The organism is Streptomyces sp. NPDC040410 (genome assembly GCF_055595715.1).
Window position 1 is genome coordinate 122,510 of sequence record NZ_JBVIVK010000005.1, and the last position, 24,454, is coordinate 146,963.

General features: G+C 66.5%; 25 protein-coding genes. 3 read left to right on the forward strand and 22 right to left on the reverse strand.

Annotation, left to right across the window (positions count from 1 at the left end; translation table 11 throughout):
• Positions 1-38: 38 nt before the first annotated feature.
• The 9 genes from ACZ562_RS12820 to ACZ562_RS12860 all read right to left on the reverse strand — a co-directional run bounded on the left by ACZ562_RS12820 (position 39) and on the right by ACZ562_RS12860 (position 9,066).
• Positions 39-926, reverse strand: a complete 888-nt coding sequence (locus tag ACZ562_RS12820; protein WP_471177190.1) for a TauD/TfdA family dioxygenase — start codon at positions 924-926, stop codon at positions 39-41.
• Entirely contained in the window at positions 923-2,098 is a 1,176-nt protein-coding gene (locus ACZ562_RS12825) for a M20 metallopeptidase family protein (RefSeq protein WP_471177193.1), read from the reverse strand. The genes ACZ562_RS12820 and ACZ562_RS12825 overlap by 4 nt, the downstream gene beginning before the upstream one ends.
• Positions 2,079-3,071 carry an aldo/keto reductase gene (locus ACZ562_RS12830; protein WP_471177196.1) on the reverse strand — a complete coding sequence of 331 codons (993 nt, stop codon included), beginning with the start codon at positions 3,069-3,071 and terminating at the stop codon, positions 2,079-2,081. The genes ACZ562_RS12825 and ACZ562_RS12830 overlap by 20 nt, the downstream gene beginning before the upstream one ends.
• On the reverse strand, positions 3,068-4,381 hold the full coding sequence (locus ACZ562_RS12835; protein WP_471177199.1) for a radical SAM protein: 1,314 nt from the start codon (positions 4,379-4,381) through the stop codon (positions 3,068-3,070). Before ACZ562_RS12835 ends, ACZ562_RS12830 begins: the two co-directional genes overlap by 4 nt.
• 41 nt (positions 4,382-4,422) lie before the next feature.
• Entirely contained in the window at positions 4,423-5,910 is a 1,488-nt protein-coding gene (locus ACZ562_RS12840; RefSeq protein ID WP_471177202.1) for a radical SAM protein, read from the reverse strand.
• A 15-nt stretch (positions 5,911-5,925) separates the two neighbouring features.
• Complete coding sequence (locus ACZ562_RS12845; RefSeq protein WP_471177205.1) at positions 5,926-7,059, reverse strand: asparagine synthase-related protein; 1,134 nt, start codon at positions 7,057-7,059, stop codon at positions 5,926-5,928.
• A gap of 555 nt (positions 7,060-7,614) precedes the next feature.
• On the reverse strand, positions 7,615-8,208 hold the full coding sequence (locus ACZ562_RS12850; RefSeq protein WP_471177208.1) for a DUF6624 domain-containing protein: 594 nt from the start codon (positions 8,206-8,208) through the stop codon (positions 7,615-7,617).
• A gap of 25 nt (positions 8,209-8,233) precedes the next feature.
• On the reverse strand, positions 8,234-8,632 hold the full coding sequence (locus ACZ562_RS12855; RefSeq protein WP_471177211.1) for a DUF6415 family natural product biosynthesis protein: 399 nt from the start codon (positions 8,630-8,632) through the stop codon (positions 8,234-8,236).
• Positions 8,632-9,066, reverse strand: a complete 435-nt coding sequence (locus tag ACZ562_RS12860; protein WP_471177214.1) for an ATP-binding protein — start codon at positions 9,064-9,066, stop codon at positions 8,632-8,634. Before ACZ562_RS12860 ends, ACZ562_RS12855 begins: the two co-directional genes overlap by 1 nt.
• Positions 9,067-9,321: 255 nt before the next feature.
• On the opposite strand from ACZ562_RS12860, the gene ACZ562_RS12865 reads away from it, so the two are divergent.
• The gene (locus tag ACZ562_RS12865; RefSeq protein WP_471177217.1) at positions 9,322-10,563 is read left to right on the forward strand and encodes a helix-turn-helix transcriptional regulator; all 1,242 of its coding nucleotides are present in this window, start codon (positions 9,322-9,324) and stop codon (positions 10,561-10,563) included.
• A gap of 67 nt (positions 10,564-10,630) precedes the next feature.
• On the opposite strand, the gene cutA is transcribed toward ACZ562_RS12865, so the two are convergent.
• A complete protein-coding gene (cutA, locus tag ACZ562_RS12870) occupies positions 10,631-10,957 on the reverse strand; it encodes a divalent-cation tolerance protein CutA (RefSeq protein WP_471177219.1) in 327 nt (108 codons plus the stop codon).
• A 215-nt stretch (positions 10,958-11,172) separates the two neighbouring features.
• On the opposite strand from cutA, the gene ACZ562_RS12875 reads away from it, so the two are divergent.
• Entirely contained in the window at positions 11,173-12,102 is a 930-nt protein-coding gene (locus ACZ562_RS12875) for a hypothetical protein (RefSeq protein WP_471177222.1), read from the forward strand.
• Between the two features lie 104 nt (positions 12,103-12,206).
• On the opposite strand, the gene ACZ562_RS12880 is transcribed toward ACZ562_RS12875, so the two are convergent.
• The 7 genes from ACZ562_RS12880 to ACZ562_RS12910 form a co-directional block, all read right to left on the reverse strand.
• Positions 12,207-13,208: a DNA-methyltransferase gene (locus tag ACZ562_RS12880; RefSeq protein WP_471177225.1), complete on the reverse strand. Its 1,002-nt coding sequence runs from the start codon at positions 13,206-13,208 to the stop codon at positions 12,207-12,209.
• Positions 13,209-13,502: 294 nt separating this feature from the next.
• The gene (locus ACZ562_RS12885) at positions 13,503-13,835 is read right to left on the reverse strand and encodes a hypothetical protein (protein ID WP_471177227.1); all 333 of its coding nucleotides are present in this window, start codon (positions 13,833-13,835) and stop codon (positions 13,503-13,505) included.
• Between the two features lie 80 nt (positions 13,836-13,915).
• Entirely contained in the window at positions 13,916-14,203 is a 288-nt protein-coding gene (locus ACZ562_RS12890; RefSeq protein WP_471177230.1) for a hypothetical protein, read from the reverse strand.
• A complete protein-coding gene (locus tag ACZ562_RS12895) occupies positions 14,203-15,252 on the reverse strand; it encodes a major capsid protein (RefSeq protein WP_471177233.1) in 1,050 nt (349 codons plus the stop codon). The genes ACZ562_RS12890 and ACZ562_RS12895 overlap by 1 nt, the downstream gene beginning before the upstream one ends.
• 15 nt (positions 15,253-15,267) lie before the next feature.
• Complete coding sequence (locus ACZ562_RS12900; RefSeq protein ID WP_215180273.1) at positions 15,268-15,684, reverse strand: head decoration protein; 417 nt, start codon at positions 15,682-15,684, stop codon at positions 15,268-15,270.
• A 104-nt stretch (positions 15,685-15,788) separates the two neighbouring features.
• A complete protein-coding gene (locus ACZ562_RS12905; RefSeq protein ID WP_471177237.1) occupies positions 15,789-16,349 on the reverse strand; it encodes a hypothetical protein in 561 nt (186 codons plus the stop codon).
• Positions 16,350-16,593: 244 nt separating this feature from the next.
• A complete protein-coding gene (locus ACZ562_RS12910) occupies positions 16,594-18,360 on the reverse strand; it encodes a hypothetical protein (protein WP_471177239.1) in 1,767 nt (588 codons plus the stop codon).
• Between the two features lie 169 nt (positions 18,361-18,529).
• Here ACZ562_RS12910 and ACZ562_RS12915 point away from each other — a divergent pair, with 169 nt between their 5' ends.
• The gene (locus ACZ562_RS12915; RefSeq protein ID WP_471177242.1) at positions 18,530-19,477 is read left to right on the forward strand and encodes an endonuclease domain-containing protein; all 948 of its coding nucleotides are present in this window, start codon (positions 18,530-18,532) and stop codon (positions 19,475-19,477) included.
• Positions 19,478-19,511: 34 nt separating this feature from the next.
• Here the strand turns inward: ACZ562_RS12915 and ACZ562_RS12920 are convergent, their stop codons facing one another.
• From ACZ562_RS12920 to ACZ562_RS12940, 5 genes are all read right to left on the reverse strand, one after another.
• Complete coding sequence (locus tag ACZ562_RS12920; RefSeq protein ID WP_471177244.1) at positions 19,512-21,005, reverse strand: terminase large subunit domain-containing protein; 1,494 nt, start codon at positions 21,003-21,005, stop codon at positions 19,512-19,514.
• Positions 21,002-21,535: a hypothetical protein gene (locus ACZ562_RS12925; RefSeq protein WP_471177246.1), complete on the reverse strand. Its 534-nt coding sequence runs from the start codon at positions 21,533-21,535 to the stop codon at positions 21,002-21,004. The genes ACZ562_RS12920 and ACZ562_RS12925 overlap by 4 nt, the downstream gene beginning before the upstream one ends.
• A 24-nt stretch (positions 21,536-21,559) precedes the next feature.
• A complete protein-coding gene (locus ACZ562_RS12930) occupies positions 21,560-22,462 on the reverse strand; it encodes a ParB N-terminal domain-containing protein (RefSeq protein ID WP_471177249.1) in 903 nt (300 codons plus the stop codon).
• Positions 22,463-22,464: 2 nt separating this feature from the next.
• On the reverse strand, positions 22,465-23,799 hold the full coding sequence (locus tag ACZ562_RS12935) for a putative antirestriction adenine methyltransferase (RefSeq protein WP_471177251.1): 1,335 nt from the start codon (positions 23,797-23,799) through the stop codon (positions 22,465-22,467).
• Between the two features lie 130 nt (positions 23,800-23,929).
• Positions 23,930-24,286 carry a DUF488 family protein gene (locus ACZ562_RS12940; RefSeq protein WP_471177255.1) on the reverse strand — a complete coding sequence of 119 codons (357 nt, stop codon included), beginning with the start codon at positions 24,284-24,286 and terminating at the stop codon, positions 23,930-23,932.
• Positions 24,287-24,454: the final 168 nt, after the last annotated feature.

The following is a 24,454-nucleotide window of genomic DNA, read 5'->3' on the forward strand; positions in this document are numbered from 1 at the left end:
AGAAGGGCCCCGTCGGTCGCCGGCGGGGCCCTTCCGCGTCAATCGAGGTCGTTTAGGTTCCTGCTCCAGGTGGGGTCGGTGAGGCGCGTTCGTACCAGCGTCCGTTCTCCGGCATTCCCCTCGGGCAGCGGGCCGCGGCGGTGCAGAGAGCGCCGGTTGTCGAACACCAGGACCTGGCCCTCGGTGAGGCGTAGCGCGAGGTGGCCGGTGGTGGACCGTAGTGCTTGGTGCAAGCGGTCGTCCAGGTCGTGGAGGTCGTGGGCGAGGTGCGGGAATGCTGTGGCGGCAGGTTCGATGTGCTCGCGCAGGTAGCGCAAGCCCTCCGGAGTGACGATTGGCGTGAAGGCCGTACCAGCGCCGCTTTCGTCGTCCAGGATCCACGGAACATCCGTCTCCCATAGCCTGCGCCAGAGGTCTGGATCTCGGGCGAGGACGGACCGCAGTGCCGCCCAGGGGAGGAGTTCGGTGGCGCCTCCTTCCTGTGCGGGCTTGATGCAGAGCAGGCATGTGAAGTCGTTCTGCCGGGCCCAGCCTGCCCCGTCGGTATGCCAGCGGGTATCGGCGCCGTCCGGGGCGTGTCGGCGTAGGACATGCAGCATCTGCCCCATCATCTGGGGGACGACGAGGGAGCCCAGGGCGGCTGACAGGGCGGCGAGCAGCGGTACTGACGCCTGACGTGGCGGGTGCGGGGTGATGACTGCCGCATGCGGCTCGGTGTCCAGGCCCTCACGCACTTGCCGCACAACCTGTTCCCACGGCTCGCCGACCGTGGCGTAGAGCCGGTGCCGCCATGTTTTCTGTCCTTGCGGGTCTTTGAGGGCAGTGTCGGAGAGTCCGAGTGTGCTCCACAGGCGCTCGATGCCGTCGACCGTATCCGCGTCCACCGCGACCAGGGCGGGGCTCAGCTGGCTTGCCTGGAGTGTCACCGCTTACCCCTCCGCGGGTTGTGCGCTAGCCATGTGAAGACGTCGACGATGGGCAGGAGGGCCTGTTCGTCGAAGTCGAAGCGCGAGGTGTGCAGATCGGCGGGCGACGGGCCGGTACCGCATCCGGCGAGGAACATGGCACCGTCGGCGCCTTTCAGATACCAGCCGAAGTCGTCACTGACCCCGATCGGCTGGGGCGGGTAGGGGCGCCACGTGGCTCCTGTCGCCCGGCAGGCTTCGGCAACCAGATCTACGGCCGACTCCGTGTTGCACAGCGGTGGCCGGATGTCCTGCTCCAATTTCACGTCGATGGCGGCGCCCGTCCGGGCCGCAGCCATCGCTGCCAGTGCTTGTATCTGGCCGAGGGCTTCGGATTCGGCGCTCTCCGAGAGGGCTCGCAGCGTGCCGCGGATCTCACACTCGACCGGCACGCGGTGTGGGAGAGCGCCACCGGCAAGCCTCCCGATGTGGAGGGCATACGGATGGTCTTCGTCCAGTGTCCGGCCCGCAGGCGTGGTGGGCAGCATGCCGTACAGAAGTACCCCGGCGTTCAGAGCGTCCACGCCACCGGCCTCGGCCTGTGTTCCATGGGAGCGGCCCTGGCTACCGGTGATGCGGATCGTGATGCCTGCCACCGAGGCCAGGAGCGGACCGGAGCGCAGGCCGATCACGCCGGTCGGCAGTTCGGGCCAAAGGTGGAGCCCGAAGAACAAGGGGGGACGCATGTCGGCCGGGAGCCCTTGCAGTACGAGGGGTGCGCCCGAGGGGTGGGATTCCTCGGCTTGCTGGAAGACCAGGAGTAGGGCGTGGGAGCGGGGTGGATCGGCGGCAAGCCGACGGGCGAGTGCCAGGACGGCCGCGGCGTGTCCGTCGTGACCGCAGGCGTGCATGACGCCAGGGATGCGTGAGCGGTATGGGGCCTTGGTTTCTTCTGGGATGGGGAGGGCATCGAGGTCCGCGCGAAAGCCGATCACGAGGTCGGCTGTGGGTGGTCCGATGCGCACGGCGACGCTGGTGGGGGCCGGGCGGAAGGGCGCAAGCCCGAGCCGTGTGAGGAGACGTTCGACGTAGGCGGCGGTGCGATGCTCTCGGTGCGCGGTTTCAGGGTGGCGATGGATTGCCCGCCGGATCCTGCGCAGCAGCACAAGATCGTCAATGGTTGGTTCGTTCACGAGTCGGCTCCGTCGGGCACAGCGGCGGGAATGCGCTGTCGATTTCAGTGTCCAGGGTCTTGAACAGTTCTTCGCCGGTGATGAGGTCGAGAGCGGCGGCAGCGTCTCGCAGTTGGGCTTCGGTGCGCGGACCGATCACGGCCCCGGTTACGCGCCTGAGCACCCACGCTAGGGCCGCCTGGGTGGGCCGGACGCCGAGACGCGCGCAGGCGTCCCAGAAGCTCTCCAGTGCCCTCGCGTGGCGCCTGTGGGTTGCGGTAGTACGCGGGTCGTTCCTGCGGGGTCCTGCTCCTGTGAGTCCGGCGAGGAGACCGCGGTTGAGGGGGCTCCACGCCAGCGTTCCCATGCCGTATGCGGTGCAGGCGGGGATCACGTCGAGTTCGGCGGCGCGGACCATGGGGTTGTAGAGGCACTGTTCGGCCACGCCGCCGGGAAGGCCGGCGGTTCGCGCGGTCTCTTGGGCTTGCGCCAGGTGCCAGCCGGCGAAGTTGGAGTAGCCGAAGGAGCGTATGAGGCCGCGAGTCCGGAGGCTTTCCAGGGCGCAGAGAGTTTCGTGGATGGGTGTGGTCCGGTCGACATGGTGGAGAAAGAACAGGTCGATCGTGTCGACGCCGAGGTTGCGCAGGGAGCGTTCGCAGGCACGGCGGAGGCTTAGAGCCGACAGGCCGCCGGAGTTTGGCCAGTCGTCCACGGGCCTGTATGCCTTGGTGGCGATCAAGACTTGATCGCGGGCCTGGGGGTTGCGCTTCAGCCAGCGGCCGATGATCTCCTCGGTCCAACCTCCACCGGGCCGCCATCCGTAGACGTTGGCAGTGTCGATGAGGGTGATGCCGAGGTCTACGGCTGCGCAGAGGATGCGGTGCGCCGCGGGCTCGGGGGTGTGGGGGCCGAAGTTCATAGTCCCGAGCACCAGGGGGTGTATCGCCGGGCCGCCCACGCCCAGGCGCCGCAGAGGGGGGTGGGCAACGGTCATAGGAAGAAGCTGTGGGTCGGGCGCGGCAGCACGGCGCGGAGGTCTTCCATCCATGCGGCCACCTCGTGGATGCGTCCCTGCGTGCGCAGGTTCTCGACCTGCCGGAATATGCGGTTGAAGAAGTAGCCGCGGCCATTGCGAGGGCAGGAGGTGGTGTAGCAGGAGGTCTGTCGGGCGTGTTCGAGGGCTGTGCGGCGCCCCTCGCCTGCCCACAGTGCCGTGAGAGGGATGGTGGCGACGTTCCCGATGAAGTAGTCGGGGTTGCCGTACTGGTCTGAGCACAAAACCATGTCGGCGTTCGGGGTGATCTCTCCGAACCAGCCAGCGGAGAGGCATCCCATGTCGTCGCGGACGGGAAGGTCCGCTGGCGTCTCGTTCTGGGTTGAGAGCGACTGTTCGGGCACTACCACGTCGATGCCCACCTCGCGCATCCGCCGGTTCCACAGAGAGTCCGGACCGACTGCGTTGAGGAAGCGGTCGACGGTGTCCGGGCGCATGTCGATCTGCGCCGTGTTCAAAGGGAATGCAGGGCGGAAGATCGCATAGGAGACGGCACCGTGCCCGTATTCCTCGGCGAGGCGGCATAGGTGCTCGGCTGTGGCTTCAAGGTCGTCGAGGTTGCGTTCATCGACGACCACCGACACCCCGACCTTGGTTGATCCCTGTCGGCGTGCGCCTGTCTCAGCCAGAGCGCGCAGGTTGTCCATGACCCGCTTGGAATATCCGCGGCGGGGGTCGTAGTCGTGGTGGGCCTCGTGGACTTTAGGGGTTACGGCGTTGAGGCTGAGCCTGATGAATGCCAAGCGGGCGTCGAACAAGGTCGCAATACGCTTGGGCTGGAGGAGGCTGCCGTTGGTGAACAGGCATTGCTGGAGGCCGAGTTCGGCGGCGCGGAGAGCGGCGGGGTACATCAGCGGATTCATGGTCGGTTCACCGCCGACCCACATGATGCCGACCTGGTCTTCGGCGAGGTGAGTGAGAACGTGGTCGAGTTTGTCCTTCCGCATGACTGTCATGGGGGTAGCGCGGGGGTGGTTGAAGACATCGTCGTCTGACCAGTCCTCCCGTGCGCTACGGCAACTGCACCAGGGACAGGCGAAGTTGCACAGGTAGGTGGGGGACAGTTCGATGTGGAGGGGTTTGACGTCGTCGTAGCGGGCTTGGAGGACCAGGTCGGCTCGGTCCTCCCAGAAGACCCACTGCCCGCTTTCCACGCGGGAGGCGCGGAAGGCTTCCAGGTCGCCCCATGTGGCGACCTGGTCGGGCAGTGGCCAGCGCGTGCGCGTGCGCGTGCTTCCAGTGGTGTTCATGATGGTTGGGCCTCCGGTGGGCGGCTGGGCAGGCCCGGGGGTCAGACGAAGAAGGAGTGTCCGAGGGGGTACGTGACTTCCCTGAGGTCGTCCATCCAGCGGCGGACCCGGTCGATCTCCCCGGCCTGCCGGAGTTTTTCGATCTGATGGAAGACCCGGTTGTGGTGGTGGCCTCGGGAGTTGTGCGGGCACGCCGTCTGGAAGCACTTCTTGGCGTTGACCTTGTCCAGGACCTCGCGACGCCGGTCGGAGCTCCAGATTTCTTCGAGTGTGTTCTCGAAGAGGTTCCCGACGGTGTACTCGGGGTTGCCGTACGAGTCGGAGCACAGTTGGACATCGCCGTTGTGGCGCAGTTCGCCGTACATCCCGTAGGCCAGGCAGTCCGTACCTTCGTACGTTTCGGCGGCCGGTGGGGTTTCGTAAGAGTCCTTGATGAGGACGAGGGGGATGCCGAGGTCGTTGATGATGTTCCACGCCTCGCCGCCATCGCTGACCAAGTCGCGGGCGCGCTCCTTGGTGCCGTCCTTGACGCGAGCCCAATCGTCGTCGAAGTGCTCGTAGTTCATGACGGGGCGGGCGATGACGTAGTCGATGCCGGGGCCGGCTTCCTCGACGACGGCGCGGATCTCCTTCGCGGCGGCGACTGTGTCGTCCATGTTGCGCTCGTCGGTGATCAGAGAGATGCCGACCAGAGTCCGGGCGCCGCGTTCGAGCTTGCGGCGAGCTAGATCGCGCATGTTGGCTTTGACCCGGTCGAAGTAGTCCCATCCGCGGGGATAGCCATGGAACTTGCGATACGTTTCTTCGGTTCCGCAGTTGAGGCTGATCCTGATCAGCGTCGGGTCGGCGTCAAGGCAGCGGTCTACCTCGAGGAAGGTGCCGTTGGTGAGGAAGCTGGAGGTAATGCCCAGGTTCCGGGCGTACATCATCCCGTCGTAGGTGTAGGGATTGGCGGTCGGGTCTCCGCCTCCCCACACGATGCCCATCTGGTCGTCGGTGCGGTGCAGCGCGAGCTGGTCGATGACCCGCCTGAGGCCGGCGGGGTGCATCGTGTTCTTCTTCTCGACTTCGGTGTTGTGCTCCCAGGTGCCGTCTTCGACCCATTTGGTGCGGGTGACGCGGCGGGTGCAGTGCGGGCACATGAAGTTGCAGACCAGGGTGAAGATGCCCTCGAAGTGCGCGGGGGGAAGCTCGTGGTAGCGGCCTTCGAGAACCATGTTCGCGCGGTTCTTCCAGTGAACCCACTGCGCCATGTATTTGGGTGCTTTACGGAAGTCTGTGTAGGTTCCGTACTCGCCGGGCCGGTCTGGAATCGGGTACGCGGTGCGGCCTGCTATGCGCGGCAGTACAGCCCCGGGGTAGGGCTGGAGCGGGGTGATCAGCTCCTCGTTGGAGAACAGTGTCTCGTGGTCGCCGACGGGGAACGCTTGGTGGCCGTCTACGACGCCGGCGGCCTTCAGGGGGGCCAAGTCGTGGTCGGTGATCAGCGGAAGCCTGCGCCTGGATGTCTTTTCCTGGTTACTGCTCAAGGTCACCCTCCCGATTTAGTGGCGGATCCAGCCGTGCTTGTCGAGCAGCGCGCACACGTCACACACGCCCGCCCACGGCGCATCGGCCATGGTCTGCAGGCTCACGGAGGCCCCGCAGTTCTCGCACTCCTTGAAGACCGCGGGATGGGCAGCGGCATGCTGGGCGTGGGCGGTGAACATCCACGTCTCGATACCCGGCCAGGACCATTGGAGCTGGTCGGCGAGGTAGTAGTAGAAGTTCCGGTCAGTGGGGTTGAATTCCCACTGATTGGGCGTGGTCTGCTTCGGGGCGTGGCCGGTGTGGTGCGTGTAGTACAGGTGCAACTCCCGCTTCGGAGTGAACGCCAGAGGGAGGATGTACTCGTACGGACCGACTGTGCGGGAAGGGATTTGCCCCATGGTGAAGCCGGTGGTGTGGGCGTTCATCATCCCGGCGAGCAAGTCGGTGGTGTGCAGCCCGAGCGCGATCTTCCGGGCCCCGACACGATCAGCGAAGACCTCCAGGACGCGGCGGGTGGAGTGGTGGTCGGCATACATGGCGAAGTGGGCGTCCTCGGTCTCCATCAAGAGCATGAGGATCTGCGCCATGGGCCGGTTGAGGTGAAAGACCTCCTCAGCCATGCCCGCTTCGAGCACACGATGCCGCACCCCGTGCTTGGCAGCCAGAGCCGCGGCGAAGTCGAAGGTCTCCGACCATTTACTGTCGAAGTCCTGGAAGGTCGCGGCTTCGATCTCGACGTCGGCCAGTTCCGCTGCGTCTCGGTGAGCAGCGAGCAACATCAAGAGAGACCCACTGTCCACCCCGCCAGACAGGCCGAGAACGACGCGGTCGCCGTCCCTCATCAGCTTGAACTCGTTGATGGTCTCCCGCACCATCGTGTCGACATGAGCGGCGGCGGACGGAAGATCCAGCGGCGCTCGCTCCATTGCCAGTGCTCCATCGGAAGCGACCGAAAGACGCCTCCGGATGTATGCGGCGCTGCTGTCCCGGCTCTCGAAGAGCCTGCGGATCCCGGCCAAGTCATAGCCCTCGATCAGCCGGGCCTCGTACGTCTGCTCAGGGTCTATGACGTGGTCGTCGGCGACGATGCGTTCCTGGCCGCTGTAGGTGAGGACCGATGTCGGGGGTATGTGGTTGCGCAGCAACACGGTCGCGACGGTGTCGCCAGGCTGGGCGATAAGGGAGTGCTTTCCCCCTCGCCGATCGAGTAGTGAAAAGGTCGTCAAGGTTGTTCCTCCAGCAAGGGGCACTGCAGCATGGGCGGAGGCGAGGTCAGGCCCGCACAGCGGAGCCTGACCTCACGTCGCTACTTGCTGGCGCGGGGATCCGCGCAGCACGTACGGAAGCGGATCAGGTCACCCTCTCGCTTCGCTGCGACTTCCCTCAGCGCAGCGGCCAGGGCTGTAGGGCGGACGGTGGTGCTGCGTGTCTCCTGAAGGTCTCGCGTGAGAACAGTCACGGATCTTTCCTCCTCGGGTCGCGGCAGGGGCACTCGTCAACATCGAAGCGCCCCTTGAGGGCAACGAAGGCTATTTCGAACGGGGTTGACTCCACAAGATCGCGTCGACCTGCAGCGATCCTCTTGGCCTGTTTTCAACGGCTGAGGGAAGCCGGAAGCGTCGGCCCGGCTCTCGACCAACACCCAACCGGCGGTGATCTGCCCCGCGGCAGAGGCTTGCGCTGAGAGCTCCTGGTGGCGATCCTCACGCCGCCGCCTTCACGGGAAGTGCCGCGTCGCGGTGCTCGGTGTCGTCGGGCGACCCGGATTCCGGTTCGCGGGTGTGGCGTCGTCGTAAGGCTTCGTGAGCGGTGGCGAATGGCGGCAGGCCGACGCTCGCGCGGCGGGCGTTAAGGTGCTGGGGCTCTCGGACTGGCAAGGGTTCCACACCATCGGATCCGCTGCGGTACTGGGTGCCGTAGGTTTGCGCCGTGCCGGCGTTGATGCTGCACCGGTCGTGCAGGTGTGCCCACTGCTGGATGGTCGCCTCGCCCCGTTCTACAGCGGTGGCCATGAGACGCAGGGTCAGACGCTGGAAGTCGGCGAGGTGGTCAGCGTGGAGAGCGATCTGCCACGCCGACTTTGCCCCCTCCTCTCCGACCAGGCTCCTGCCCGGCCATCCGTGTTCGCCGACGATCCGCCGGAGCACCTGGGCGTTGACGTGTTCGTTGTGGCGTCCCATGTCGATCTCGGCCCGTCTCAAGAGGCCGCGGGCGAGCCTGGAGTGGTGCTCCCGTGATCTCTCAGCACGGTCGATCAGATCGCGGGCGATGTCAGGCCGCTGCGGGTTCGTGGTCATGGTGAGACTCCGAAGTGGAGGGCGTTCATGAGGCGCTCTCTCCCATCAGGTCGAGGATCGCGAGGATGGTGAGGGCGAACCGTCGGAGGTGGCCCAGTGCGTCATCGAGGTGGGGATGCTCGGCGCTCAGGTAGATCAGTCGCCGCATCGCCCCGACCGGGTACGGCCGCACGAGGTACGGAACGACCTCTACGATCTTGGTGGTTGTCTTCCGGAACCGCTCCGCGATGACCCTGATCTCGTGCGGGGCGGGTTGTGCGTACTCGTCGAGTACAGCGTCCAGGTCGTCGTACAGCTGCTCGTCGATCGCCTCACCGGCGAGGGAGCGGCGCAGAGAGTAAAGGAGCATGCCCAGCGTGTCGTGATCGTTGGAGGTTCGCCGGGTCAGCAACTGCGCGGCCACGCCGGCCGTCACTGCAACCATCACGATCCCCCTTCGGGGATCGCGAGAGAGCACCACGTCATGGTCCCGTCGGGACTAGTGCCCCACTCCTTCGCGATGGCAGCGACGAGTAACAGCCCACGGCCACTCTCGTCTGCCTCGCCCGCGCAACGCAGACGCGCCGGTGTCGGCGATCCGTCGGTGACTTCGATGCGAAGTTCGTGCGCGGCGCGCCACATCCTCAGTCCAACCGGGGTTCCCTCGGCGTGTCGTACGGCGTTGGTAACCAGCTCGGAGACGACGAGCGCGGCGTCGTGGGTTAGCGCGGTCAGGTGCCAGCGACGCAGTTGGGCTGCTGTGATCCGTCTCATCTGCCCGACCCGGAACTCGGCCGGAAGGAAGTCAACTTCGAAGCCAGTCGCGGCGGTGTGATCTGGGGCTGAGGCGACCGGGGCGAGGGCCGTGGTGGGGGTCATCGGCGTTCTCCAATCCCGTCTCGATCTCGGGTCCACGCCGGATATGGGCGGCGTCCCTCGGCGTGCTACCGCCGCAGTTCTGTCCGTGCCCCCGCCCGGCGGGGTCGCCTCTTGGACCCTGGTCATGCACCCATCACACCGCGCTACGAAGCCGTCTACCAGGGGAACCCAGAGGGGGAAAAATCTGTCAAGGGGGGAAACCCCGGGGGGAATTGAGGCCATGATTGGATTCCGCCCACGACAGAGGTCACACTCATGACAGATCCGTTCGCCGAACTACTCCTCCGGCTCCGGAAGGACGCAGGCCGGACGCAAGAGCAGCAGGCAGACGCGATCAACGCGGTCTCCGGCCGGGACACCATGACCCGCCGGGAAATCAGCCGCTACGAGAAGTTCGAGAACGTTCCTACGAACCACACACTCGCCCACATCGCGGTGGCCTGCGGCGTCCCCTTCGAAGAACTAGTGCGGGAGGCCAAGGCCGCCCGCGCCCGGCGGAGGAGGGGGAACGTCCGTGAAGAGGAGGACCAGGACGACGTGAAGCGCCGCAAGCTGCTGGGCAGCGCCGCCATTGGCGTAAGCGCGGCTGCCGAGCCCTGGGGGCGGCTCGCCTTCGCGCTCAGCAAGGGCTCCCGCATCGACAAGCCCGCTGCGGTCGCGCTCATCACGCGAGCTGCTGACCTGCACGTCCAGGAACTCAATCTCAGTGCCCGCCGCCTGCAGAGCACCGTTGAGTCGCACCTTGACGCGATCACCGCAGCCCTGCCTCATGCCGGCGAGCACGAACGGGCTCTCACGATCGCCGCCGGGGAGACCGCCGCCCTTGCCGGATGGGTGGCCTGGGACCTGGGCGAGAACGACAAGGCTGGCGCCTACTACGACGTCACGACTGAGTGCGCGGCGAAAGCCGGGCATCCTCCCCTCAGAGCCTTGGCCCTCACCTACGCCAGCTATGGGGCTCCGACGCCGAAGAGGAAGCTGGAACTCCTGTCCCAAGCCTCCAAGGATGTGCGCGGCCACGGCAACGCCACGGCCGCAGCCTGGGTCCTCGGAAGGCACGCGGAGGAAGCCGCCGCGGTCGGCGACGAGACAGGGGCTCTGCGTGCGCTTGATCGAGCACGCTTCGCCTACGACTTCGCGGATCACACCAACGAGCAGGCGTGGGTCCGCTTCGTGACGCCGTACCGGATGGATTCGTTGGCCCTGTCCGTGTACGGGCAGTTGGGGCGATCCGAACTCACCGCCACGGCCGACACCGCGGTCGACCGCCTTGGGGACGAACTACCGGGTGGCGGCGTCGTCGTGCTCGGTGACCTCGCCTCGGCCCTGCTACGCGGAGGCGACGTCGAACAAGGCGTCTATGTATCACGCCAGTTCACGGCCGCATCACAGGCCAAGCCCAACACGATGGGCAAGGAACGTGCCGCGAAAATCGCCACGTGGCTCCCCGACAGTGAGCGGGAACTCGCCCATCACTTGCGGCAGTTCGCATCCTGAACCGATACCTTCGTTCGGTACACGGGCAAGCTCAGGACACGAACGCCGTCGCGCGGCACGTCGCTCGTCAGCCCCGCGTTGTCTCCTCAACGACCCACGACAAGTACGCCTCCGACCCGCCGGTCACAGGCAGCGTGATCCACTGGGGGACGTCGTACGGGTGCTTCTCGGACAGCCACGCCTCCAACTGCTGGAGACGGTCTGTCGTCGTCATGTAGGAGATACGCCACTCCCGCGCCGTCTCGACCTCGTTCTTCCACCAGTAGACGGCGGTGATCGGCGCGTCGATGTGAACGCCCGCTGCCAACTTGCTCTCGACCGCACCCCGCGCCAGAGTCTTCGCCTGGTCCTCATCGTCGATGGTCGTCTGCGCGATCACAATCTCGTTGGCCATGCAACTACCTCTCCAGCTCGGTGTACCACGACCCTACCCAGCCGCCGCGGCACGTCGAAGGCCGTCACCTCTGGTAACTCCTCAGTCACCATGCCCTTGGCATGGCCAGCACGAGACCCGTGCCGTCAGGGCCAGGGGTCGATAGGGACAGTCCTCAACTCCCCTGCACGGGGAGGAAGGTTAGACACTCATGCCACCCCAGATACGATGTCGGGATGGTGCAGAGTAGCGGTCAGAACGGGCGGGGCACTGTCTTCCCCATCGTCGAAGCGTTTGGGTTCCCCTACAACAGCGCGGCGCCTGAAGCCGCCAAGGCACAGAGCGAGAAGGCGTGCCCCTTCGCCGGCGGCCTATGCGAGAAGTACCGTCAGTACCATTTTGGATACTGCTCAGTCACCTATGCCGCCAATTGGAACAATGGCCAGCAAAAGACTTACGCGGTCTGCGATCATCGCTTGGACGGCCCTCCCGTCGAGTGGGCCGTGACCGATTACTTCGGTAGCGATCAGGCAACGCTAGTTTCCGAAGTCATGGCAACGAGCAAGCCGAGACTCAACATCGACTATGTCGCCTTCTCCGATGACCCTTCCGCCCCTGACGGAACTCGCCTCATCGCTATCGAAACACAGGCGATCGATCTGCGAGGCGGTGGAGTCGGTCCAGCTTGGGAAGCATGGGAAGCAGACGACGTCGCGAACTGGCGCGCATATTTCACTGCGGAGGCCGAACGCAAGGGACGCCGCGACACCGTTGACTATGGAGTGAACACGGGAAACGTCTACAAGCGCCTAGGGACTCAGGTGGCCGTGAAGGGGGAATACTTCAAGCAAATAGACGTACCCCTGTATGTCGTCATGCAGCACAGCATCCTGGAACAACTTCGCTCGCGGATCAATTTTGCTCCGGTCGAAGACGGCGCACCTTGGGACATTACTTTTGCCGGATTCGAGTACAGCGGCGACTTGGACTCGGACGGCAAGCTCCGCCTCGACCTAGTTGAATCCACACGGACCACGCTGCCGAACTATCTAGAAGCCATGACCTCAAGCCGAGAGGGCGGCGCCCTTCGCTCCGACTTCGTAGCCAAAGTCAGGAAGAAGAAAGGGACGCCGCCGCCCAATCAGCAGGATCTGTTCACGATCTAGTGGCCTCATTCTTGGCCTTGAATCGACCGCCCGCCCCGTGTCCGCCACGACTCGGAAAGTAGCACGGCACACAGACGGCCGCCGATCCGGCAAGGGGTTTCCGACTAGAACAGCTGAGACTGCGGGTCGGTATCCCTTTGCGAGGGAAGATCTGCCTCGTCGGCAGCTTCGGTGGCGAAGTCCAGGTTCGTTGCGTTCGCTCGCGCGGATGCCGAGAAATTCGACGTGATCTCAAATCCCATCCCGCGGCGGCCATTCTTGACAGCCACTGCAAGCGACCTGCCCGTGCCACAGAACGGGTCCAACACAAGGCCATCAGGAGGGCACGAGCTCAAGATTCGGGGCTCGATCAGCTTCACAGGGAAAGTTGCCGAATGACCGTCCGAACCCGGCGCGGCATTCACCCTAACGACGTCCCGAGCCCCGTCCTCCACCGCAGACATGTCGTAGTAGTACTTCGCTCGCCCTTCCTTCGGTCGCTTCACGAAGTGGAAGAAGTGCTCATGTGCCAGTCGAAGCCGGTCCTTCTCCGGACGCGGCGGCACGTTCCGCTTCTCCCAGATCAGGTCGTTGCGGAGAATCCACCGCTTGTCCTGCATGGCGATAGCGAACCGCGCCGGAATCAGCAGCATCTGCTTCTCCTGTCGGAAGCCTCCCATGGGAGTCTTCCGGCGCAACCGCGGGTTATCGCCAAGCCCCTGCCGGCCGTCCATCCGAATGCTTGACCAGCGGGCAAAGTACGTGTCCCCAATGTTGATCCACAAGCTACCGCCCGGCTTCAACGCCGGGGCACTGCGCTGGAAGATCTCAACCAGGTGGCTCACGTACCACTCCGGAAGTGGTTCCAATCCCAGGCAACCGCCATGCAGCCGGTACCAGTCGTACGGCGGGGCTTCCTCCTTGCTTCCACCCTCGGCTTCCCATTCACGCAGGATTTCCTCGTTGTGGTCGAGGCCATAGGTGCGGAGCCCCCAGTAAGGGGGTGAAGTAATGATCAGGTCGACAGATTCCGCTGGGATTTTCTCCATGAGGTCATAGGCGTCACCCTCATAGACCTCGGCCGTCTTCCCCTGAAGAGGAGGCGTGATTGTGCGGGAATCTGTCATTTTCAACCTCGGGCACCGTGGACGCGTTTTACATGGGAGCGAATCAGGTCAGAGTATATACCAATGCGCCACGGAATTACAATTCCGCGGCAACGCGCTTTTCTTTCCGCCCGATCGTCACCCGTATTCCTCAACATCATTTTGAGCTTTGCTCAATGTGTGAGATTTAATGATCCACATCTCACCAGCTCGCCGTTAATACGACTCCGAGTTTCACCTTCGCACAATCTGCAATCGTCATGCGGAGAATCATGCTCGGCGAGCCCGGATATGCGACTCGTGCTTCAAGGGCCATTACCGGTACTGGCGCGCGGGCGTCAGCCACGTCACCGCCATCACCGGCTCCGCTGCATCGTCCTCATCGCCTGGGTCGCCCGGGGCGGGGGCTTGGCGCACCTGCTCGATCTGTCGCTCGATACCCCGCAAGTTCTCCTGGAGGTCCATCGTCACCACGCCGTCGACGGTGACCTTCAACGGGTCCGCGAGGAGTTTGGCCCGCCGCTCGCCCAACACCTCGAGGGCAACCGCGCGCACCGACCGCAACCGGAAGTACCGACGCTCCAAGTCTGCCGGGTCAGCGTCCGGGCCGAGCTGCGCAAGCAGCCACGATCTCTGAAATTCATCCACAGGGGGCTGCCCCTCCATCGAACGAGGTACGGCCCGTCACCAGACGGGGGATGCTGGTGACGAGCCGTACGAGCATCATCCTACGACCCAGACGAGCGGGAGCGCCGAGTCTGCGGCTTCTTCGTCCCGCTCGCGCCGGCGTCGTCCTCCTGGCCGTCGTCCTTGTTCTCGGTCGGCTCCGGCCCCTTCACCGAGACCACCTCATCCTGCTCCTTGCAGTCGTCCGGCGGGACGTCCCACGCGTCCGGATTGGTGATCAGGACGGCCACCTCCGGTTCCGGACATTCACCCGGCAGCAGGACCAGTTCCTCCCTCGTGGTCGGGTCCTGCACGTACACCGCGGCCTTCAGCCGCCCGCGGCCCGCCATCACAGGACCTTCGCCACGATGTGCGCGTCCGGGGTGTGCATGACTGGCATCGCGACCCCGGCACCCTTGGTCCAGATCTGCACCGGATCATCCTGCACACCGCGGGTGATGATCAGGCCGGGAGCGTCCTCCCGGACGATCTCCGGGTTCGACCCGCGCGACAGCACCAGGCCCTCCGCCGTCACCCCGTACATGGTTTGCGCCCACTTCTCCCGCTCCGGCGGCACCAGAATCCACCGGTCCTCCGGCAGCACCTTCCGGGGCTTGCCGTCGACCCTCACCTGGGCCTTGTAGAACTGGATCGGGGGCAGCGAGTAGTTTCCGCGCACCACGTTGATCTGCTGCGGGGTGAGCGTCGCCGTCGGCGTGGTCGACGGGTTCACGCTGCCGTAGTACGCCGCCCTGTAGGCATTGTTCGCCGCCAGGTAGCTGAACGCCTTGCGGCTGGTGATCACCAGCTCGGGTTCCGGGGCGCCGATGTCGTCCAGGTGCTGGATCCACCGCAGCTCGTCCGCGATCGGGTCGGAGGCCGGGTCCGACCACTGTCGGGACGCGACCGGCATGTTCTCGGCGGGCACATTCCAGTCCACCTCCAGCGTCAGGCCGTTCTCCTGCTCCAGCGTGAACCGGCCGTCCACGAGGACATCGCCGGCCGCCAGCTCCAGCCGGGACCGGATCGCCTCGACGTGGCGTTCCACATCGTCATACAGCAGCTCGATCAGCCGGTCCTGATCCGAACCGTGCGACGCCTCCAGCAGGATCTGCTCCTGTTCGGAGACGACGAGCTTCTGACCCAGCGCGGGCAGCGCACCCTCGCGGGACGTCTGCCACGCCTCACGCGTCGCGAACGGCACGCTCGCGTTGAACGCGCGGTACTTCGCGACGTTGACGTACCGGCCGGAGTCCTTCGTACGCCACTTCACCTCCCGCATCTCCACGTTCGGGAAGATCGACTGGGTGAGAAGGAAGTCCTTCGGGGACGGGATGGCCCTGGCGAACGTCGTCAGGTCCATCACCGAGACGTCCTTGAGCAAGTCCTGAATCGTCACAGCTCAGACCGCCGCTCAGACGAAACGGATCTGCGCGGCACGCGGGTGCCACACCAGCTCGGACACATCGATGCCGCCCGGCACCTTCGACGCGCGCACCGCACCGTGCCACAGCAGCGCGGCCGGAACCCGCGTCTGCCCCGGCGCGAACGGCGCCTCCGCGATCACAAAGCCGCGCAGGATCTGACGGCCGCAGTGCGCCTCCGGGTCGTACGGCCCGTACAGGCCGGACTCCGCGACGCGGCCGACCGGTACACCAGACAGCACCCGGCCGTACGGCTCGCACCCATCCCCGCACACGTAGTGCGTGCCCTCGCAGAACAGGTTCAGGTCGAGGGTGATCGTGTCGACGGAATCGGTGCCGTGCAGGGACGCCAGCCACTCGCGGTTGGCGGTCGTGTACTCGGACTTGGATACGGGCTGGATGCTCATGTGCGTGTCTCCATGGACGCTGCGGTCTGAATCCGCACACCGCCCACGGAGGCGATGTCGTCCACGAAGTCGAAGGGGCGTGGTCCCCAAGAATTGAGCCCGGACTACTGGGCCGGTGCCTCACGGAACTCGGGGATCAGCCCCCGCCGCTTGGCCATCTCCAGTCCGGCCGAACCCGGCTTCGACACCGGATTCGTACGCGTGGGCCCGCGCCCGGCCGGTGCGCCCCCAGGCGCCGCCGGCGGCACTTCCTTGCGGATCTCCCCGAACAGCTCGGGGCGCCTGGCGCGCAGGGCCTCGGCCGCCGACTGGATGTGCGCCTCGTCGGCGTCCTCGTCCTCCACGGTCAGCAGACGCTCCGCGTCCACCAGGTCATCGCCCTCCGCGCCGAGCGCAACCAGCGCGGCCCGGCGAAGCGCGGCCCGCTCCCGCTCGGCGGCCAGCTCCTCCCGGCGCGCAGCCTGCAACTCCCGTTCCTGCGCCGCCTGTTCGCGGCGTTCCACCTCCGACAGCGCGGCCTGCTCGGCCTCCCGCTGCGTGGACACGAACTCGGACAGAGCCTTCGGGGTGTCGAACCCGAGCGAGGACAACAGGCGCTTGATCGCGGCCCGTTCACCCTGGGCCTTCTCCCGCGTCAGCAACTTCCCCAGACGGTCCTGGGTCACAGTGACCTGCTGATCTGAGCTACCCGCGTCGGCGCCCTCGTCCAGCTGGTCATTCGTCTCATCCTCCGAAGAGGCACCGAGAATCGGATAGATCGGCCGCCCGTCACGGCGGAAGCCGACAGGACGGCGAGGCGGCAGGGGCCGGACCATGCATCTCCTCCAGAGCGCGCCCCCGCGCTGCCGATCAGTGTAGCCACCCGCCCGGACACAAGCAGGAAACGGCCGACCGTCCCCACCATCCAGGTCACCGGCCCGCGGGCACCGGCTCCCGCTCGCTGCCCTTCTCCGCCGTCGCGCGTCCACCGGCCGAACCCGGCTCGTCGCTCTCCTCCTGGTCCTCACCGTCCTCATCCGGACCGCGCCGCGCGGCGGCCTCCGCCATCCGCACGGCCGCCTCCTGCTCCGCCTTCGCCCGGATCCGCTCGACCTCCTGCGACGCATCCTTGATCGGATAACCGGCCTCCAGCAGCATCATCACCGCCGTCTCCAGCGACAACACCCCAGCCCCGTACGCCTTGACGACCTCCTCCAGCACCGCGCCCCGGTCGGTCGGCGTGTGCGGCGCCCACGCCAGCCGCGCCGGCAGCGTCTCCCCGGCCGTCCAGCCCGCCGCCCGCCCGGCCTGGTACAGCCGCTGCACCATCTTGAACAGCAGCCGGTACTTGTGCTCCCGCGCGAGCCGCATCATCCCGATCAGGGCGTCCAGCGGCCCCAACGCCAACTTAAGCGCGTACCCGGACGGCACCTCCGTGGCGTCCAGCGTCCCCAGCCCGGCCGCCGTCACCCGCGAGTTCGCCGCGATCCGCTCCAGCAGGTGATCCACCCGCGCCCTCAGCTCAGCCAGCTGCGGCGACGTGTCCAGCGCATCCATCCGCCCCGTCTCGCCGAGTTGCCACACCGCACCGGCCTTCACCTCAAGCTCTTGCGGCCTGCCCGTCGCACGGTCCACCGGCAGCCGCGCACCCGCAAGCCCGATGATCGGCGTACCCGTCGTCGCGGACGCCGCTGAGCTGTCCGAGTCCGTGGCTGCGAGCTCATCCAGTGCCTGCAGAACCCGTGCGAGCACCGACCGGCCCCAGTGCTCCCCACCGTCCGGGATCGTGTTCGCGATGTGCACCACCGGAACAAAGTCGATCATCAAGTCCAGCCGGTTCAGCTCCGTGCCGTCCGGCCTTACTCGGAAGCTCGCCTTTCCCATGGGCAGACGGTCCAGCGTCTCCCCGTTCTTCAGGTCGTCCAGCAGCCATTCCGCATCGGTGAGGTAGCACGTCACGTTGGATGTGCGGCCCGGCTCCCACGGATACGTGCGCCCCGACGCACCTCCGCCGTCCGTGCTCTCCTCGCCGCCCTCGGATATCGGCCCCAGCTCGTACGTCACCCGCCGCACCCGGGCCTTCAGCCCGGCGTCATCGTCCGCTGGCAGCTCCCACGCCAGATGCACCCGCGTGGGGAAGTCATCGTCCTCGTCGTCCCACTGCGGGAAGAAGAACCCCGGATCGTAGGCGCGCAGCGTCGGCCGCTGCTTCTCCGGGTTCCACGCCAGCGCCAACACGCTGTCCCCGAGCAGCACCGCCGCCCGCTCCGCCTGCTGGACCCGGAACGTCAGCAGCTCCTTGTCCGCCCACTTCCTGAGTCGGTCCTGCACCGCGGCGGCCTCCGCCGCACCCGGCGTCGACGTCGCCTCATCAGCGTGCTCCGCCCCCTCGACGGCGACCTTCTGCTCCGAGCCGAGGAGGTAGCCGAGCGCGGTGTCCACCAGGTTCGCCGCGTCACCCAGCTCCCGGCGCTCCAGCGCGCCCGCATCCCCACCGGCCGCCGCGAGCTGCCCCGCCTGGTTGGAGTCGTAGCTGGCCAACACCTTGTACGCGGCCAGGCGCCGCAACTCGTGCGGCGGCACCCACGTCTTGGCCAGCTCCGGAAACGCGCGACTGCCCGGACGGCCGGCATCCGCCATCACTGGCTTGTAGTTCAGCCACGACCACGCATCGATCACGAGTTGGCGCAGGCCCACTTTGCCCTCCGGTAGTCGGCCCCGCGCCGGAGAAACCGTATCGCTCAAGGACTCCGGTGGTCATTACGAGTACCTCACAGGCCACACCCAGCAGGGAGTGTCAGTGCCCACACATACGATGCTCAACTCCCAGTGCCTCGCCCGCCTGCGCCAGCGAACGGAGCGTCACGTGAAGCTGCTCTACAGCCAGATGTCCGACAAGGAGAAGGAGAAGTACCGGTCTTGGCATCCGAACTGCGCGATCTGTGGCCACGTTGCCCGCTCCATCGACCATGACCATGAGACCGATGTCGTGCGCGGCGCGTTGTGCCAGAGGTGCAACAGCCGAATCGGATCGCTTGAGTGTGCTCTACGTCTCCCCAAGGGACGCGGTTTTCAGTCTTTAGCAGGCGATCTCCATCGCGCCTACGCCCAAACGGGCACGATGAACCTGAGTCGGTTCACCGACGATTTTCCTTACCTCGGAATCACAGAAGACGAGTTCATACACCGCTTGGCCGCCGTGCATGCCCTGTTGACGCGACGATTCATCTACTGGACCGAGATCACCTCGGTCCCACTAGCGTCCGACACCTTGTGGCAAAAAGTCGGACCACTCACTGAAGAACAAGCGCAGCAAGCCCTGTCCCGCTTGCAAGATCCGGCGAACGTGCCGCCGCACCTGCAGATCACCATGACTCTAGAGCCCGACGATGGAGTCGACTCTCCGGCTCCTCGAACTCTCGGCTTCGGCTACCACACGCCGGGAGCCCTCCAACATCGCATCGAGCTACGGCGCAACCAAGAATCATCTATCGGACTGTCCACGGACTTCCAGAAGAAGTGCGAAGCCTACGTCCGTGACGTAGTTCCCATCCTGCTCAGCCGCGCACTCACCGCAGCCCAGATACACGCTGCCGACGCGTGGCTGAAGTCCGTACCAAAGAACAAGAACGAGCTGCGCGATGCCATCGGTGACTGGTACTCGCCCCGATGGGTGGACATCGCCGTACGAATCGCTCTCGAAGACCTTGGCGATAACCTCCCGAACCCAAAATGGGCCTCCTTCACCAGGGCTCGTTTCCACTGGCAGGAGCTCTGCGCGTACTGGAATGCCCACCATCAAGGAAGTAGCTGATGGGTGCACCGTCCGCCGTGTACCACCACGCTCCTCAGCGTCGGTTGTCGAGTCGATGATCTGCTGGACTCCGCGGTGGCGGCATCGTCGGATCAAGGAACAGATCCCACAGCGCCCACACCGCTGAGTCCAGCAGGTCCGGCGAGTCCTCCGTCTCTCCCTGACCCACGAACGTCGTCATCTGCTCCTCCAACTCCGCGAACAACCGCGCCGCCCCGACGTGATGCACCCGCGCCTGCTCGTACAGCTGGGCCGCCGGGGCAGCCCGCGCCCGCTTCCCTCGCGTCGCATGAACGATCCGCCAGTTCACCGTCGGGTCCACTTGCTCCAGCAGCGCAGGCAGATAGTCACCGCCGTTGTTCGCCTCGATGACCACGCAGTCCGCGCGATGCTCGTGATACAGCGCAGCGGCCCGCTTCATCGCCGCCGTCGGTGTGTACCGGTCCTGCTCCGCGTGCAGCAGATACCCGCGGGGCCGGTCGTCCCCGAACATCGACTCCACCGGAAAGCCGCGCCCCGCCACCGTGAACGCCGTCATGTCCGCGTTCTCGTGGCTCTTGGTCGCCGGGTCCACAGCCACCACGACCCGCTGAAGGTCCGGCAGATGCTCGGGCCTCCACCGAAAGCCCTCGACCTCCAGCATCCAGCCCTGCCACAGAGCGCCCTCCACGTCCTCGAGTAGCTCGCCCGACAGCTCCTGCCGACCCAACCTGGTGCCGGCGTACTCCTCCTCCAGTTCCTCCCGCGCCGCCATACTCAGGTTCGCGTCGTTCTCCCGCATGTGCCCGCGGGTCAGCACCACCCGAGGCGGAGCCCCACCCTCCCGGTGCGCCTTCTCCTGCGCCCGGCCACGCTCCACCAGCCTCTTGACGTGCGGGAGCGGCTTCGGCGTCGTGGAGATCACGACCTGCGGGGTGTCCGCCTCACGCAGGCAGAACCACAGCATGTCGTAGACCTCTTGCGCCGTGTGCCGCGACCAGGCCGCGTACTCATCCGCCCACGCCTTGTCGAACGCCCAGCCGCGTAGGTTGTCCGGCGTCTCCGCACCGAAGCCACGGATCAGCGTGCCGTTCTTCAGCCGCAGCGTCGTCTCGCCCAGCGACGAGGTGTACTTCGCGATCTCCTCCGGCGGGAACACCGACAACAGCCCAGACTTCGGGGACTCGAAGCAGATGTCCCGCACGAGCGTCGCGTTCTTCGCCACCACCGCGATCTGCTGCCCCGGTGTCCGCGCCCAATCCCGTACCGCCTCCGCCGCCGTCCGCGACTTCCCCCAGCCACGGCCGGTGAGCAGCATCCACACCGTCCACAGCCACAACGGCCGCCGCTGCGCCGCACGGGCATGGTGATGCAGCCACCCCGCGTGAGGCAGCCCGTCGCAGTCCGGGACCTCGCACGCCCACCGCCGCGCCGACAGCTCATCAGCCCGCACCAGCGCCGCGACCTCGGCCCGAAGCTGCTCCTCGCTCATCACCGACGGGTCCGCGAATCCCTCGACCAAGCCGCGCTTGGCCCGGCCCCGGCTCACTGCTCGCCCTCCGACAGTCGCCGCTCCAACTCCCGGCGCAGCTGGTCCATCCGGGCCCGGCGCTCCTCGTCCGACAGCGTCGCCACGTCCGCGCCCTGGTCCCGGTCCTCGACCGCCCCGGCAACCGGTGCCTCGCCCACGGCGCGCCGCTCGATCTCCGCCGCGACCTGGACGTACCGCAGCAGCTCCGACGGCGACAGCTCCCGCGGGTCGAGCGTCTGCAACCGGGCGACGGCCTTGCTCTGCACCGCCTGTGCCAACTTCGCGTGCCTGCGGGCGATTTCACGCCGCGCCATCGCCTGCTCCGCGAGGAACAGCCGGTCCTGCTCCCTGTCGTACGCCGTCGCCCGCATCACCCATGCGAACTGCCGCGACCACCGGCCCACCAGCGTGCGGGATTTATCCAACTCCCGTGCCACCTTCGTGACACTCCGCACCGGGCCGAGATCGCGGTACACAGCGAAGCCCTCGAACGCCTGGACCGACTCCCCGCTCTGCCGCTCCCAGGACTCCACGGTGCCCTCAGCCACCGCTCACCTCCTGGCCGACGGCCTCTAGTTGCTCTGTGCGGCCAGGACTTCCAGCGCGCGCCACGGCTCGTCCGCCGACACAGTGCCGTCCTGCACCATCCGGTCGATCGCCGCCCGTACGACGGCCGCTGTCTCCACCGGCAGATCCCGCACGCCGAACACCGTCTCCAGCGGCGCCGTCCCCGCCCGGGTCGGCTCCCCGGTAGCTCTGTCGAACCAGCCCTCGGCCAACTCCGACAGATGCCTCTCGAACACCGCGAGGATCACGCCGAGCGCCGTCGCGGAATTGCCGATCTTGTACGCGGCCCGGGAGGTCTCCAGCGCGTCGAGTACCGGCTCGTACTGCTCCAATCCGGCCACCCACCGCTGGTCCGCCGTCGCCGTGGAGCGGGCCGCGTCGAACGCCGCCTCTGCGCTCTCCAGCTCGGCGGGCAGGAACATGAACTGCACGCTGGCGAAGTCGAGGTTCGCCTCGCCCAGGGAGGCCACGTCTACCTTCTCCAGCAGGTCAAGGGCCTTGTCGTCCAGGCCCGTGTACTGCCGCCACTCCACCGACTCCAGCTCGTCGTACAGCTCCTTGAGGATCGCCGGATCGTCCTGCCCCGCGATGGCGTTGTGCGAAAGTTGAAGCGCGATCTGGCGCTGCCGGGGCAGCGGCTCGTCTATCTGCATCCACCAGATCGTGGACAGGCCGGCCTCGACCGCAGCGAGCGTGCGGTGGTTGCCGGACAGGACGACCAACCGCCCGCCTTCACGGTCGTTCCACACCAGCGGCGTCGAGGTCAGGTGCCCGTCCCGCTCGATGTTCGCCACGAGCTGCCGGAACTGCTCGTGCGGCAGGAACCTCGCGTTGTGGTCGAGCAGGGTCAGCGTGCGCGGGTCACCCTGCACCATCTGCGGCGGGGCGAGGCGAGTGGACTCCTCCATGATCAGACTCCCGTCTTCGTCGTCGGGGCGCCCCACCGCTTCGCCCACATCTGAAGGGCCTCGGCCAGCGAGTGCTGGCCCATCGCCCCCTGGTACTGGAGCTGGAACTTCCAGCCGTCCTCGTTCGACGGGCTGCGCTTGTTCAGGCGCAGCAGCCCGCGGTACTTCATCGACACCGGGTTGTTGCTGAACGCCGTTGTCGCCACGCGCCGGATGCGCCGCGAGAACGACCGCTGGCACAGCAGCTGTGTCTCGGCGCTCGTGGCCGCCAGCACGATCAGCTTCGACAAGCGCGGATAGTCGGTCGGCGCGACTGCGAAGTCCGAGAGCACGTACGCCTCGTCCGGGGTGAACGTGCTCGGAGCCATCGCGAAGACGCCCAGCAGCCGACCGCCGCCGTCCCTCACTGCGACCGCCAGGTTCGCCGCGCCCGGAGCGATCCTCGGGTTGAGGTACCGGGAGCGCAGCGCGTTGAACTGGCCGGGCTTGAGCAGCGAGAGCGTGAGCGGTCCGACCAACTCCTCGCCCTCGCGCAGGCGCGGGATCTTCACCGGGTCGATCGGCTGACGCGGGGCGACGATCCGCGTCCGGGCCTCGCTGGCGTACACGTAGAAGGGAGCGGCGCGCGGCGTCGCCTTGATCACGCCACGCAGATACCGGTGCAGCTCGGGCACGCTGTGGTTCGAGGCCGTCAGCCAGTACGGCCGGTCGGTGATCGCGCCGAGCACGCTGACCACGTCGTCGTCGGACAGCGGCTCGTACTGGGGCGCGTCCCAGGTGAAGTGGGCGTCCAAAGGCTCGTACAGCTTCTCGTAGCCGCCGCCGTAGAAGGGAGGGAAGGAGCACACGGGAGCGTCGCCAGGGATCTTCTGGAGCCAGGAGCGCACGTCCTCCACCTCGTACGAGGCCAATTCGACGTCCGAGCCGGACAACCGCTCTACGGTCTCGGCGTGCTTGGCCTTCCACTGCTCTCGGTAGGAGCGCACCACCCGTTCGTGCCACAGCCCTTCGCGCCCGACGCTGGCGAGGAACCGCGTGCCGAGCATGAGCGTGGCCACGGTGCCGACACCGTCGTCCAAGGAGTCCGCGAGCCAGCCGAGTTCGCCCGCGCTCTCTTCGCGGAGCTGGATGCCGACCGGCTGCCTGGTGAGCCACCGGCCCACCGCGCTGGTGTAGATGGACACGTCGGAGGAGTGGAGGCCGAAGCCCAGGCCAGCCAGCGACCGTTCGATGGTGAAGTTCCCGCAGCACGGGACGTACACCGGGCCGCGCGGCCACAGGCTGGCTGTCTCACGCACGATCGAGCGCATAGGGGCCGGGATGGTGCCCTGGAACATCTCTCCTCCTGGAAACGACAACGCCCGACCTCGACGGGATGCCGGGCCGGGCGCTGCGCTGGAACCTAACACAAGGAGCGCAGAGCCCCTTGAAATCATGTCACCTATCTTTGGGGAGCGGCTCCGACGCTCACATCAAGGTGCCCTGCCGATAGTGGTCATCCTCCTTCGGGGACAGCTCCCGCACTTCATCCCCCGTGCGCTCCTTCCACCAGGAGGCGAACACCCCGCGGTGACACCACAGCCCCGGCCTGGTCAGGTCCTCGAAGCAGAGCAGCACCAGGCGGTGATCCCCTTCAGCCCGCGCAATCTGCTGAAGCAGCGCCGCAACCCGATCGGGACCGAGCTGGTCCAGGTCGGCCCGGTACGCCTTCGCGAACTCGGGCTGGGACGCATTGAGGTAGTCGCGACGCGGCGCGAGCTCCCGCACCGAGTGGGTGAGGGAGTAGGGGAGCTTGAAGCGGACACCGCCCAGGGTGATCCGCACAGGCACCCCTTGCGGGGGCTGGAATGCCTGAAAGCGGTTGGTGAACAGGGTTAGCACTCGGCTGTTCCTTTCGTGCTGCTCAGCGACCGGGCGCGCTGCGACGCCGCCGCCGGCGAGCCCGGATTCCTTCGGTGCCGCCCGCTCGGGCCCTGGTGGACCTGAGCGGCA